Origin of the sequence: Microbulbifer bruguierae (genome assembly GCF_029869925.1) — a bacterium.
Classification (GTDB): domain Bacteria; phylum Pseudomonadota; class Gammaproteobacteria; order Pseudomonadales; family Cellvibrionaceae; genus Microbulbifer; species Microbulbifer bruguierae.
Genome location: NZ_CP118605.1, coordinates 3,147,108 through 3,160,936, shown reverse-complemented (window position 1 = coordinate 3,160,936; position 13,829 = coordinate 3,147,108). Strand labels below are relative to the sequence as shown.

At 57.1% G+C, this 13,829-nt stretch carries 8 protein-coding genes; 5 read left to right on the top strand and 3 right to left on the bottom strand.

Annotated features, from left to right (window positions below; all coding sequences use genetic code 11):
* On the bottom strand, positions 1–1,188 hold the full coding sequence (locus PVT68_RS13205; protein WP_280322525.1) for an efflux RND transporter periplasmic adaptor subunit: 1,188 nt from the start codon (positions 1,186–1,188) through the stop codon (positions 1–3).
* Between the two features lie 422 nt (positions 1,189–1,610).
* Between PVT68_RS13205 and PVT68_RS13200 the strand changes: the two genes are divergently transcribed.
* From PVT68_RS13200 to PVT68_RS13190, 3 genes are all read left to right on the top strand, one after another.
* The gene (locus tag PVT68_RS13200) at positions 1,611–3,959 is read left to right on the top strand and encodes a Tex family protein (RefSeq protein WP_280318775.1); all 2,349 of its coding nucleotides are present in this window, start codon (positions 1,611–1,613) and stop codon (positions 3,957–3,959) included.
* A gap of 600 nt (positions 3,960–4,559) precedes the next feature.
* On the top strand, positions 4,560–5,153 hold the full coding sequence (locus PVT68_RS13195; protein ID WP_280318774.1) for a hypothetical protein: 594 nt from the start codon (positions 4,560–4,562) through the stop codon (positions 5,151–5,153).
* A 27-nt stretch (positions 5,154–5,180) separates the two neighbouring features.
* Complete coding sequence (locus PVT68_RS13190) at positions 5,181–6,065, top strand: Lcl C-terminal domain-containing protein (protein WP_280318772.1); 885 nt, start codon at positions 5,181–5,183, stop codon at positions 6,063–6,065.
* Between the two features lie 108 nt (positions 6,066–6,173).
* Here the strand turns inward: PVT68_RS13190 and PVT68_RS13185 are convergent, their stop codons facing one another.
* Both PVT68_RS13185 and PVT68_RS13180 read right to left on the bottom strand, forming a co-directional pair.
* Positions 6,174–6,983: a DODA-type extradiol aromatic ring-opening family dioxygenase gene (locus PVT68_RS13185; RefSeq protein WP_280318771.1), complete on the bottom strand. Its 810-nt coding sequence runs from the start codon at positions 6,981–6,983 to the stop codon at positions 6,174–6,176.
* 109 nt (positions 6,984–7,092) lie between these two features.
* The gene (locus PVT68_RS13180; RefSeq protein WP_280318769.1) at positions 7,093–9,243 is read right to left on the bottom strand and encodes a winged helix-turn-helix domain-containing protein; all 2,151 of its coding nucleotides are present in this window, start codon (positions 9,241–9,243) and stop codon (positions 7,093–7,095) included.
* A 329-nt stretch (positions 9,244–9,572) separates the two neighbouring features.
* On the opposite strand from PVT68_RS13180, the gene PVT68_RS13175 reads away from it, so the two are divergent.
* Together PVT68_RS13175 and PVT68_RS13170 are read left to right on the top strand one after the other, a co-directional pair.
* Positions 9,573–12,305 carry a TonB-dependent receptor domain-containing protein gene (locus PVT68_RS13175; RefSeq protein WP_280318767.1) on the top strand — a complete coding sequence of 911 codons (2,733 nt, stop codon included), beginning with the start codon at positions 9,573–9,575 and terminating at the stop codon, positions 12,303–12,305.
* Between the two features lie 67 nt (positions 12,306–12,372).
* Entirely contained in the window at positions 12,373–13,683 is a 1,311-nt protein-coding gene (locus PVT68_RS13170; protein ID WP_280318766.1) for an alkaline phosphatase, read from the top strand.
* Positions 13,684–13,829 lie beyond the last annotated feature (146 nt).

Genomic DNA, 13,829 nt, shown 5'->3' with positions numbered 1-13,829 from the left:
TCAGTAAGCTCCCTGCGCGGACGCCGCAGTGCTACCGGAGGCTTCCGCCGCAGCGTCTTCAACCCTATCGCCCTGCGACTCCTGTTCCCCCAGCATCAGACCGGATGAGGGGTTTTTGTTCAGCGGGTTGGGGCTCAGCACCATGCCCTCGCGAGAATAGCCGAGACTGGAAACCACAACTTTGTCGCCGGTGGCGATATCGCCGCGCAGCCACACCTGCTCACCCACCGCCTGCAGCAGCTGCACATCGCGGAAACCCAGCTGGTTTTCCTCATTCAGCACCAGGATATGGTTGCCCTCGTGCAGCGCCTGGCGCGGCAACAGGGTGATGTCGTCATAGGTCTTACCGGCAATCTGAGCTTCCACAAACAGACCGTTGATCAGCGGTGCTTCACCCTGATAGGGGTTCTGCACCTGGGCCACGGCATAGACAAAGCGGCTGTTCGGATCGATCGCCGCCTCGGTGCGCACGATCTGCCCACGCCACTCCCGCTGCTGACCGGCGAGGTTGGCGGTCATGCGCACCGCGGGGCCATTCTCGATGGCACGTCCCAGAGGGAGTTCCAGCAGGGACAGCTGGTGATCGGTCAGCGGCAGGCGTACTTCCGCCACGCCGGTGCTGTGAATACGCGCCAGCTTGGTACCCGGGGTAATGTACTGGCCGATATCCACCAGGGTTTCTACCACGCGGCCTGCAAACGGCGCCTTCACGCCGGTGCGATCCAGGTCCAGTTTGGCCTGATCGCGGTCCGCCCTGGCAGCCGCCAGCGCTGCTTCCGCGGCGGCCAGCTGCGGTTTGCGCAGGAACAGGGCATTGGCCTTTTCTGTACCCAGATCGCGCCACTCGCGCTTGGCCTGCTTCGATACCCCCTCTTCCTGGGCCAGGGAAGCAGCGGCGGTAGCCACCTGCGATTCGGCACGGGTCAGCTGGTAACGGTAGTCCGCAGACTCGATCTGGATCAGGGAGTCACCCTGATTAAAGAAGCCACCCGGCACAAAAGCGCCGCTCACGCTCTCGATGACGCCGCCGACGCGGGCGACCAATTCAATTTCATGACGCGCGTGCACCGAACCCTGGCTCGGTACCAGCAGCGTGTGACGGCCCGGTTCCGCGTAGAGAATATCTGCCACCGGCGGCACCGCGATCTCGGCAACCTTTTCCTCCGGTTTTGGACGCAATAAATACACTGTGGCGATAACAGCGATGCCCACAGCAACAACAATCCCTAAAACCGCATTTTTGCTTGTGCTTGTACTTTTATTCGTTGGATTCACAGATGCGTCCATTGATCAAAATTTAACTAACGGGGCATTTTACAGGTGTTGTGCGACATTGGAACTGTCACAGGATGCAGGCCGTCGCAGCAAAATGCGATTGACCGCAAACGAACACTGTGGGCAAGTTTTACGATGCATATTCCACGCACTTTCAATGTTGGTCAGCGCTCCCGCTTGGCCCATAATGGCCACCGAATTTTCCGGCCAGCACCCGCAGTTGGACATTTATTGTTCACTCGCTATCGCTGCCAAAGCAAAATAGCGCGCCCGTATTTACGACCGGGCCCGGCGCTGCCGTCGAACCGTGAAACTCCGAGGATGTAAATAACAAGATGTTGGATATCAACGCCCGTATCGCCGAAGAACTGAACGTGCGCCCGCAACAGGTAGCTGCCGCCGTAGGACTGCTGGACGAGGGCGCCACAGTGCCGTTTATCTCCCGCTACCGTAAGGAAGTGACCGGCGAACTGGACGACTCCCAGCTGCGCACCCTCGAAGAGCGCCTGCGCTACCTGCGCGAACTGGAAGAGCGCCGCGCTGCGATCCTGAAGAGCATCGACGAACAGGGCAAACTTACGCCGGAGCTCGCCCAGCAGATCAACGCCGCCGACACGAAAAACCGCCTCGAAGACCTCTACCTCCCCTACAAGCCCAAGCGCCGCACCAAGGGCCAGATCGCCATCGAAGCGGGCCTTGAACCCCTCGCGGACGCCCTCTACGCCGACCCGACCCTGAACCCGGAAGAGGAAGCGCAGAAGTACCTGAACAGCGACAACGAAGACGCCGCCCTGCATGTCAAAGACATCAAGGCCGCCCTCGACGGTGCCAAGTTCATTCTGATGGAGCGCTTTGCCGAAGACGCTGAGCTGCTGGGCAAACTGCGCGACTTCCTGAGCCGAGATGGCGTGGTGAAATCCAAGCTACTGGACGGCAAGGAAGAAGAAGGCGCCAAGTTCCGCGACTACTTCGAGTATGCAGAACCCATCTCCAAGGTACCGAGCCACCGCGCACTGGCCATCTTCCGCGGCCGCAACGAAGGCATTCTCGCCATCAATCTGGGCCTGGAAGGCGACGAAGAGCGCACACCGAGCCAGGCTCACCCGTGCGAAGTGATGATTGCCCGCCATGTGGACATCGAAGACCTGGGCCGCCCGTCTGACAAGTGGCTGGGTGAAGTGGTGCGCTGGACCTGGCGTATCAAGCTGCTTACCAGCCTGGAAACCGATCTGCTGGGCCAGCTGCGTGAAATGGCGGAAGAGGAAGCCATCAAGGTATTCTCCCGCAACCTGAAAGACCTGTTGCTGGCAGCACCGGCGGGCCAGAAAGCCACCATCGGCCTCGACCCGGGCCTGCGTACCGGCGTGAAAGTGGCCGTAGTGGACGCCACCGGCAAGGTGCTGGACCACACCGCCATCTACCCCACCCCGCCGCAGAACCGCATCCAGGAATCTGCCGCGATCATCGCCGCCTTCTGTAACAAGTACGACGTTGGCCTGATCGCCATCGGCAACGGCACCGCCAGCCGCGAAACCGACAAGTTTGTCGGCGACACCATCAAGCAGTACAAGCTGACTGCACAGAAAGTGATGGTGAACGAGGCCGGTGCCTCGGTTTACTCCGCCTCCGAATTCGCCGCGCGCGAGTTCCCGGATCTGGACGTGACCATCCGCGGCGCCATCTCCATCGCCCGCCGTTTGCAGGATCCGCTGGCCGAACTGGTGAAGATCGACCCCAAATCCATCGGTGTAGGCCAGTACCAGCACGACGTGTCTCAGTCCCAGCTGGCGCGCTCCCTTGACGCGGTAGTAGAAGACTGTGTGAACGGCGTCGGCGCCGAGCTGAACTCCGCCTCCGCACCGCTGCTGGCGCGGGTGTCCGGCCTCAGCCAGTCCATCGCCAACAACATCGTGACCTACCGCGACCAGAACGGCGCCTTCAAAAGCCGCGACCAGCTGAAGGAAGTGCCGCGTCTCGGGCCCAAGGCCTTCGAACAGGCCGCCGGCTTCCTGCGTATCAACAACGGCGAAAACCCGCTGGATAAGTCCGGTGTGCACCCGGAATCCTACATCGTGGTGAAGCGCATTGCGGAAAAGAACGGCCGTGAGATCAATAGCCTGATCGGCGATTCCGGCTTCCTGCGCAAATTGAACCCGGCGGACTACACCGACGAAAAATTCGGCCTGCCCACGGTCAAGGACATCATCGCCGAACTGGAAAAGCCCGGCCGCGATCCGCGCCCGGAATTCCGCACCGCCAAGTTCGAAGACGGCGTGGAAGAGATCAAGGACCTGCGCCCGGGCATGGTACTGGAAGGCACCGTGACCAACGTCACCAACTTCGGCGCGTTTGTGGATATCGGCGTACACCAGGATGGTCTGGTACACATCTCTGCGCTGTCGGAAAAATTCGTCAAGGATCCACACGAAGTAGTGAAGGCGAATGACATCGTCAAGGTGAAAGTGATGGAAGTGGACGTAGCGCGCAAGCGCATCGGCCTGTCCATGCGCATGAGCGACGAGCCCGGCGAGCAGGGTGCAGGTGGGGTCAAGAAAGGCGACCACCGCGAGAGCCGCCAGGCCCAGCGTCACAACAACAAAAATCGCCAGCAGCAGGGTGGCGGAAATGGCGGTCGCGGCAGCATGGGTGACCTGCTTGCCGCGGCGATGAAAGGCAAAAAATAAAAGCCGTACTCAACAAAAAAGGGCGATCACTGATCGCCCTTTTTTTCGCAATAAATTTTGAAAGCTGAATTAGTCAGGAAGCTCCTCTGCCCGCAAGCTAGTTCAGATCTGTTTTGAAGCCATGTGGAAAGGCATCGCCAAAGTGCGCCTCAGGGTAGCGAAATGAAGAACTTTGGTTTTTTAGGGTATATTGGCGTTCTTATCCAAGAAAACAGCCAAGCATGGAATTTAGCAATAACAACGTTACGGATATAGGTTAGCCGCTGTATGAATAAAGCTTCTCTCTTTCGCTATTTGTTCTGGTGTTTTTGGATCTTCATTGTGGCCCAGTTCACTTACAGGCTTATCACAGGACAGCTCACACTCGACAGGATTTTAATTTCTGCCATTTATATTAGCGCCCTCTATTTATATATTTTCTATGTACAAAGGTTTTCAACGTACAAAAAAAGAGCAATTCCCTGGCATGGATCTCCATTATTGTGGGTGGGATTACCAGTGCTTTTTTTGCTAGCCTATAAATTTTCATCGTAAAAACCATAAGACGGCTGAAATTTTCCCCGGAGTCGAAGCCTCCACGAGATATTTTAGTTTTTTTAAATGAAAACAATGACTTTTAAAACCATTTCCGCTATCTGCTTGCCCCTGATGATCTTATCCTGCTCGGATGAATATTCGTGGCACGAAAATTTTGAGGCCCGGCATGCCGCGAACCTGGAAAAATTAGAAATATCTATTCAGAGGAAAAAGCCTTCGCCTGAGGTTGCCCAAGCACATATTCTTCTTGGGCGAAAAGAGACTGGCATCGCCATGCTTGAAGATTTAATTGCGAAAGGCAACGACTCCGCGTATCTAGTGCTGGCCAAAATGCGAGATGACGGCAGGCTCATCGAAAAAGATGCAGAATTTGCGGAACAGGCATTCTCTATATTATGTGAATCCTATATAGAGCCCTGCACACTTCTAGCGCAAACATTTCTTACTCGCGGGGAATTCGAAAAAGCAGAGTCTGCATATCTTTCTGCTGCAGAATTTGATTATATTTTGGCTGTTACCGGCTTATATAGACTTTATGCCAAAAAAGGCTGGAGTGGGCATAACATGGAGAAATCCAAATATTGGGCAGGAAAAATTGGTTCATCAAAGGACTATAATGTTTACTCATTCGATGGACTTACCAAGCGGAAGCCCTAACAGCCCCAGCCACCGACACGATCAGAAATGAAAAAAATAGCTGTATTTATCCTGCTATCGGCAGTCGCTTTAAATTTTCTGTGTTTAAACACCAGCCGCGAAAACATTAACTTCAAGCGATCACTAGAAATCGTCAAGAATGTCTTCTCCAGGATTTCACATATAGAGCGCGAGACATCTGATACCGAACGAGAGCCCGGCGCCAAGACAAGAGAAGGAGCACTGAATCGTGGAAAACAAGAAGAAGCACCCGATTTTATCCACCAGAAATCCACTGCAAACTCAGAGCAAATTGACATCAGAAAATCGGCAGCGCTTGAAAAGCCTGCCCAGGAAAATGAGGGTCCCGAGGAAGAAAAAGACAAAACTGAAGATGGCCGATTTTCAAAAATCGACAAACACGGGAATTTACTCCCAGCCGATGCCACCAACTGGTCCTGTATTTTTGACAAAGAAACAAAGTTGACCTGGGAAAATAAAATACGGGATTCAGGTATTCATAACGCAAACAACAAATTCACCTGGTTTGACCCCAACGTTGAATCCGGAATTTTCTCCGGTGTTTCCGTATCGGAGAATACCTGCACATTTTATACGGAATCCACCGACACATATTGCAGCACCTACAATCTGGCAGCAAAAGTGAACGGAGAAAATTTGTGCGGATTTAGTGGGTGGCGCCTGCCATCCGTAGCTGAGCTTAACTCGATCATTGTAAATCGTGGATCCGCTGCCGTGGTGAATAAGGAATTCTTTCCAAATACACAGAAAGACTACTACTGGACTTCGGAAGCGGTCGCATACACGGACACGAGAGCCTGGGCAGTTATGTTTCGTTACGGCGCCTCGCCAAACGACTTGAGCAAGAGTGCCTCGGCATATGCCCGCTTGGTTGCAGGTAGCCCCCAGTAATGTGATTCCGGATTGGCGACAGGGGCTAACGGCAGATGACGGCAGGGCACGTATACACAGGAATGGTATACGCGGTACCGAGCACACTGGCAATTTGCAGCGGGATTGCTACTGCCAGAGATACATGCTCGCGCGCTTGTTGAGAATTTTTAACTCGAATGCTTCGCTACAGTGACGGTTCGCCAGACCATAACACACGTGCAACGGCAGCAGATGCTCTTCGCGGGGGTGGCAAAAACGCGCACCCGGGGCCTTGTCCCAGTGGATAAATCGCTGTGTCCGCTCAGGCTCACTCATATCTGCGCTGGTACAGGTCTCGTGCAACCACTGCTCAAACGATTCGTTAAGCTGCAGGGTTTCCGCCGTTTCCGCGGAAAAAAATGCGCGCATGTTGTGGAACGAGAAGCCGGAACCGATCACCAGCAGGTTTCCCCCCGCGAGCCCTTGCAGTGCCGCACCCATGGCCAGGTGTTGCGCGGCATCCAGGTTACTGTTCAGGGAGAGTTGGATACACGGAATATCCGCTTGTGGAAACAGGAGTTTCAGCGGTACGAACAGACCGTGATCAAAACCGCGGTCGCTATCCAGCACAGAAGTGATACCCGCGTGCTCCAGCGCCTTGTGTACCTCCTGCGCCAGTTCCGGCTCACCGGGACATGGGTACTGGATGCTGTAGGACTCCTGCGGAAAGCCATAGTAGTCGTAGATCAGCGCGGGATTAACGCCGGAAGTGATGGTCGGCACGCGCTCTTCCCAGTGCGCGCTCACCACCAGAATCGCTGACGGGCGACGCAGCTTGCCGGCAATACTCTGTAGACAGGTCACCATTTCCCCGTGGCCGGGATCCCCCAGCAATGGCAGCGGTCCACCACCGTGGGAAGCAAACAGGATCTGCGGTTTTGGATTCGATTCCGACATAGCCAGGCCTCCACATAAAGCGCTTGAGTCTAACCGAGGATTCTGCTCGGGGTCTGCTGTGCTCGCGAAACTCTTGTGTTCCATCCCGCGTGTTCAGTCCCGCGTGCGTTCAGTCCCGCAGTTCAAACTGGTAGATATCGGATTGATAGGATTCACGCTGGGTGAACAGCAGCCAGTCCCGCTCGGGCACATAACTGAAGTCACTCAGGCGATCCAGCGAGCCACGCGGTACCAGCGCCAGGGCAGTGGTATCCCCGCTGGAAAGATCAAAGGCCATCACCTGGCTCTGTCCGCCGGTGTTGCGCTGGGAGTTGCGCCGGAAGTTGCGCTGGAAAAAAACCCGCTCCCCGTAAACATCCCAGTTGAACAGGGAGGCGAAGACCTCGGGCGACAATATCTGCCGCAGGTTTTTCCACGCAAGTCCCGCTGGATCGAGTTCCGCACTCCACAAGCCGCCTTCGGGCCCGGACGTGAACAGTACCTGGCCATCGCCCACGGACAGCAGTTTCATCACCGGCATATCGCCCAGTGTCTCGTCCACACCGGCCGCCAGATCGAAGCGATGTGCAAAGTATTCACCACCATCGGAAACCGAGGCGAACAGGTAGCGATCATCCGGCGACCAGGTGGGATGGCTGTAATTGTGATGCTCCGGTTCAACCTTGCTGATCGCACGGGTGGCGAAGTCGATGACCAGCAGCTGGTTGCCGTCTTCGGCTCTGTCGGAGGCGACAAAAACGATACGGTCGCCACGGTTGGACCAGCGCGGGGTTACGACTTCGCCACCGAGGCTGGTCAGTTGCTCGCGCTCACTGCCGTCCAGATTGCTCACCCAGAGCTCCATCGCCCCGGATTCATTGGCGCAGTACACCAGCTTGCGATGTACCGGTGAATAGTGCGCGCTGCGCTGGTTGAAGTTGGCATGCAGCAGTGGCATCGCTGCCTTCAGATCGCCACCCAGGTCCAGGTAACTGATGAATTTTCCGGTATTACCCGCGCTGTATACAAAACGGTTGCTGCCGGGCACCCGGCTCAGACTGCTGGCGCCCTGCAGCTCGAGATCGCCAATTTCACCGCTTTCCAGATCCACCACGCGCGTGCGGCGTTTGCCGGCGACTTTGCTGGTATAGACGATGCGCCGGTCGCTGTTATCCCAGCTTAAGCTCTTGATGTCGCTCTCGTCGCGAGTCAGCTGGCGCTCTTCGCCGGAACGCAGATCGCGCAGGTAGATGTTTTCCGATAGCAGGTCCGATCTGCGGGTAAATGCCAGTCGGGTGCCGTCGCTGGAGAAGGCCATATCCCGGTCTTCGTATTTGCACTCGTCGCCGCAGGACACCCGGCGCGCGGGAAAGGAAGGATCCTTGAGGTCGATGAGGTAGATACCGCTATTGAAGATTCCCGGCTCGCTGCGGTTTACCGCCAGGGTGGAACCCGAGGGATGCACGGCGAGGTGGGTATTCAGATCGACGATACAGTCGCTGATGGTGTTGCGCGCGAGTGTCGCCAGCTCCAGGTATTTGACGCGACAGGTGGACTGTACTGTGTCCTGTTCAACACCGCCCCGTTCAACATAGTAGATCCCCTTGCCATCCGCGGCCCACTCCGGGCCGTGCTCGCTCTGCTCACTGAAGGTGAGCTGCCTGGGCTCCCCATCGCCGGCGAGAGCGCGAATATACAGATCGCTAACCTGGTTCGGACGCGCCCAGGCGAATGCCAGCCACTGCCCGCTGGGATCCACTGCGGGGGCAAACTCGCTGCCAGGATAGTTGGTCAAGCGTTCCGCGGGCGTCAGCTGGATCTCGGAGGAATCCGCCCCCCCGCGCCACACAAGCAGCCAGCTTAGGACCGCCGTGAGGAGTAACAGTCCAGCGCCCAGTCCCCAACCGTTCGCGGGAAAGCTGCGAACCGCGTTGGGTTCGGGGCTCGCGGCCTCGCGTAATACGGGCTCAACCGCCAGACGGTAGCCGTGACCACGTTTGGTGACGATGTACTGAACGTCCGGATCTATCTCGGCCAGGGACTTGCGAATATGCCAGATGGCATTGTTGATCGCCTTGTCGCCTACATAGTGATTGCCGGCCCAGACCAGCTCGATCAGTTGCTCGCGGGTAACCCAGTTGGGGTACTGCTCGATCAGGCACTGGAGTACGTCGAAATACTTTTTCTGCGAAAGCTCCAGGCGTTGCTCACCATGACAGACACTCTGCGCCTCGAGATTTACCCGGACACCACCGAGTTCATATTCCGACACATTGCTCACTGCCCACGTCTCCCCAGAGCCGCCTGATGTTCCCCCATGATCCCCCACCTGGTCTCTGTTAGCTGGTCAGGAATTATACCCGAGGTGCTTCACCGGAAAACCGGAATCCGGTCTCCAGAACCATGTAACCTACTGATTTTCATATAAAAGATATTAAAAGACTTTCGACAGACACTTTCAGACTCCGCTGCTCTGTCCCTGCCATCCCCCTTCCCCTAAAAAGAATGGTCTGCGCTGGCGGCCCCGGGGACCAACGAATTCTGACCACCCCGAACCGGTTCGTTAGCGGACAAATAATAAACACACAACAAGCTTCGGAGGGACGCACTTTGAAAGCGAACAAACTCGCACTAACCATCGGCCTCGCCGCCACCGGTGTGCTGAGCGCACTGCCCGGCGCGGTCACGGCACAAGCGGTGGACAACGCCGCAGACGAACAGATTGAGCGCATCGAGGTCACCGGCTCACGTATCAAACGCATCGACCTGGAGGGGGTGGCACCAGTACAGGTGATCTCCGCCGTGGATATCGAGGCGAGCGGCCTCACCACCATCACCGAGGTACTGCAGACCTCCACCGCCAACTCGGGAGTCAACTTCACCAGCGACGGTTCCTATGTAGAGAGCGCCAGCTCGGTGAACCTGCGCGGTATGGGTGTGAACCGCACGCTGGTACTGATCAATGGCCGCCGCCAGGCCTCCTTCCCCACCGCCTACGGCGGCTCCACCAACTTCACCGATGTGTCCGACATCCCCGCCAGCGCGGTTGAGCGCATCGAGATTCTTACCGGCGGCGCCTCCGCGATTTACGGCTCGGATGCCATCGGCGGGGTGGTGAACATCATTCTGAAGAAGGGCTATGAAGGCACCGAGATAGACGCCCGCTATACCGCGCCGCAGCAGGGTGGCCTGGAGCAGACCGACTTCGCCTTCACCAAGGGCTTTGCCACGGAAAAATCCAGCACCATGGTGATGCTGGAGTACAAAAAGACCGAAGCCCTGCTGAACAAGGATCGCGACTTCCTCTATTCCCCGCGCTACTACACCAATGAAGATGGTGAATTGATGTGGGGCAACGGTCCCGACCACACCGACACCCCATCCAGTTCCGCGCTCTACCTGCGCGACTACGACCGCGTGTACAACCCGGAATCACGGGTCTACGCCAGCGAAGAATCCTGCAACCAGGTACTGGGGGAGCGCGCGGTGTACCTGCCGGAGCAGTCCTACCGCTGCTATTACGACAGCGACGCCACCGAGGGTGTGATGCCCGCGGACGAGCGTTTCAATCTGGTGGTGAACACCGAGTACGAACTCAACGAAGACTGGAACCTGTTCGGCACCCTGCAGAGTTCCTACAAGACCTCCGACCGTTTCAAGACCGACAAGAGCATCGCCGAAGACATCTACATGGATGCCGACAGTGGCCGCCTCGCCTATACCACCGAGGGCATGGACGACTACCACCGCTTCCAGGTGCGCCGTCGCTTCGTCGACTTCCCCGGTGAACGTATGTACTACTCCACGGTAAAGAAATACGCCCTCACCGCCGGCGCATCCGGCACTCTGTTCAATGATTATGACCTGGACGTGTCCTGGTCCTCCGGCCTCAACCTGTACGACCGTGAAAAGATCCACATGGTCAACGGCGCGGCGGTGCTGGAGATGATCACCTTCGATCCCAACGACACGTCCGACAAGTGGTATCCACTGGACAAACTGACCGACGAGCAGGCCGCGCGCATCATGGATGTGTCCGTCACCGACTCCGAGGCGACCATCAACCAGTTCCAGGCCACCCTGTCAGGCGACCTGATGGAAGGCTATGCCGGGCCCATCGCGTTTGCCACTTCTCTTGAATGGGCCAGTGAAAGCTACGAGGACAAGCAGGACGAAGACACGGTGAGCGGTGGTCTGCTCGGCCAGGGCGGCACCAACGGCGGCGGCGACCGCACCCGCAGCGCACTGGCGATGGAGCTGGCCATTCCCCTGCTCAATACCGCCAGCGGCCAGTCACTGGAACTGTCCACCGCAGCGCGTTACGACCACTACAACGACGACTCCAGTGTGGGCGGTGCCTTCACCCCGCAGGTCGGCCTGCTGTATCACCCCTACGAGGACATGCTGATCCGCGGCAGCTGGGGCAAAAGCTTCCGCGCTCCGGACATGCACCGCCTGTACGCCGGCGACACCCTGGGTTTCGGCTCCGAAAATCTGGTACTGCCCAGCGGTGAAGTGATCGAGGATGCCTACGACTCCTACTCCGCGGGCAATATGGATCTGGAAGAGGAAAAAGGGGATTACTGGAACTTCGGCCTGGTATGGACCCCCACCGACGATATCGAGATGACCCTGGACGTGTGGGAAATCGAATTGCGCGGTGCGGTGCGCAGCGTCAGCAACCGCGAGATCATCGAGGACCAGAACTACAACATGACCGGCAGCTTCACCAGCTGTAACCAGTTCAGCGGACTCGGTTTCATCAACATTGTCGATGACGGAGTGGAAAACCTGCTGTGTATCCGCAAGGGCCCGATCAACGCCGCCTTCGAGTCCACCCGCGGTGTCGATGCCAAGTTCAGCAAGAATTTCGAACTGGGCGACTTCGGCGAGCTGGATTTCTCCGTAGAGACTTCCTACGTCGCGGAGAAGCTTTACCAGGAATATGCCGGTGGTGAGGTGGAAGATGCCACCAAGCTGTTCTACACACCGAAGGTAAAAGCCAACAGCAGCATCGGCTGGCGCAAAGACCGCTATGCGGTGAATCTGAGTTACTTCTACACCGGCAGTGCCAAGGGCTACGACTACTTCGAATACCCGGACGGAACCGAAGAGCAGGCCTACGACACCCTGGACGCTTACAAGACGGTCAACCTCAACGCCAGTTACGAGTTCCCATGGGAAGGTCGCGTGACCCTGGGCGTAAACAACCTGACCGACGAAATGCCGCCGCTGTTCCATCGGTACAACACCTACCGCAACGACTTCCCCTACCACGCCGACTGGCTGGGGTACGACGTGGTCGGTCGCACCATCTACCTGCGTTACAAGCACAACCTGTAACCGGGTTGGACGGGGTGGCGATCCCGCCCCGTCCTTTCTTCCGGCCACCGTTTTTTTGGAGTACCCCGTGAAAAAACTTTCTCTGCTGCTGTTGCTGTGCCTTGCCGCACAGGGGAGCCATGCCCAGGCTCAGGTCCAGCCGCGCAATATTATTTTCATGATCGGCGATGGCATGGGCCCCGCCTACACCAGTGGTTACCGCTATTTCGTCGACAACCCCGAAACCGAAGCTGTCGACCTCACGGTATTTGACCGCCTGCTGGTAGGCACCGCCAGCACCTACCCGGACGACGACACCTATGTCACCGATTCAGCCGCCTCAGCCACTGCATTGGCCACCGGGGTAAAATCCTTTAACGGTGCCATCGGCGTCGACACCGAACAGAAACCCCTGCAGTCCCTGCTGAAACACGCCAAGCGACTCGGAAAAAATACCGCACTTGTGGTGACTTCAGAGCTGAATCACGCCACACCGGCGAGCTTCGTCGCCCACAACAAATCCCGCCGCAACAAGGATGCCATTGCCAATGACTTTATCGACATACGCATCAATGGGCGCCCTACCGTTGACCTGATGCTCGGTGGCGGCCAGCAGTATTTTCAGCGCAGTGATCGCGACATCCTGCAGGAATTCCGCGACCTGGGTTATCAAACTGCGACCGAATTGAGCCAGCTGCACAACATCACGTCGATGCCGGCCATCGGCATTTTCGCCGATAAAGGTCTCACCCGTGCCATCGACAGCGATACTCCCCTGCGACTTTCCCAGATGACATCCGCAGCACTGGCACTGCTGAAAAAAGACAGCACTGAACCCGGATTTTTCCTGATGATCGAAGGCAGCCAGATCGACTGGTGCGGCCACGCCAACGATATTGCCTGCGCCATGCGCGAGATGGACGACTTTGCCCACAGCATTCAGATCGTGGAAAAGTTCGTAGAGGAAAATCCGGATACCCTGCTGGTGATCACCGCCGATCACTCCACTGGTGGCCTGAGCCTGGCCGCGGACAAGGAGTACCTCTGGCGCACAGAGGTCATCGCGCAACAGCAGCACAGCCTGGCAGCGTTCAGCCGCAATCTGCACAAAGACGCCGATGTGGAAAAAAGCTGGAGGGAAAACTTCGGCTACCCGCTACAGGCGCAGGATCTCGTGGCGCTGAAAGAGGGCATGACAACGCCTGACAACACCTACGACATGGTCCTCAAACTCAGTAGCCGCTATTCAAATACCGGCTGGACCACCCACGGCCACGACGCGGTCGATGTACAGGTGTTTGCCACCGGCAGTGGCAGCGATCTGTTCCGCGGGTTTCAGGACAATACGGACATCAGCAAAAAAATTCTTCAGCTGATGGAAGGCGAGCCCAGGCCCTGAATTCAGCCCCAACCCCCACAATCAGATAGGGCGAATTTTTTTCTCTTGATCGGAATTTAGCGCTGCCCAGTAAGGATACGGTACCCGGGCAGCGCTCTTTTTTACACACCCGAGGTTTCCGGTGTAAACACGGGCTCCTGAATCGA

Coding starts and splice junctions, on each gene's coding strand:
- PVT68_RS13200 (WP_280318775.1), top strand. CDS start 1,611: ATGTTGGATATCAACGCCCGTATCGCCGAAGAACTGAACGTGCGCCCG.
- PVT68_RS13195 (WP_280318774.1), top strand. CDS start 4,560: ATGAAAACAATGACTTTTAAAACCATTTCCGCTATCTGCTTGCCCCTG.
- PVT68_RS13190 (WP_280318772.1), top strand. CDS start 5,181: ATGAAAAAAATAGCTGTATTTATCCTGCTATCGGCAGTCGCTTTAAAT.
- PVT68_RS13185 (WP_280318771.1), bottom strand. CDS start 6,983: ATGTCGGAATCGAATCCAAAACCGCAGATCCTGTTTGCTTCCCACGGT.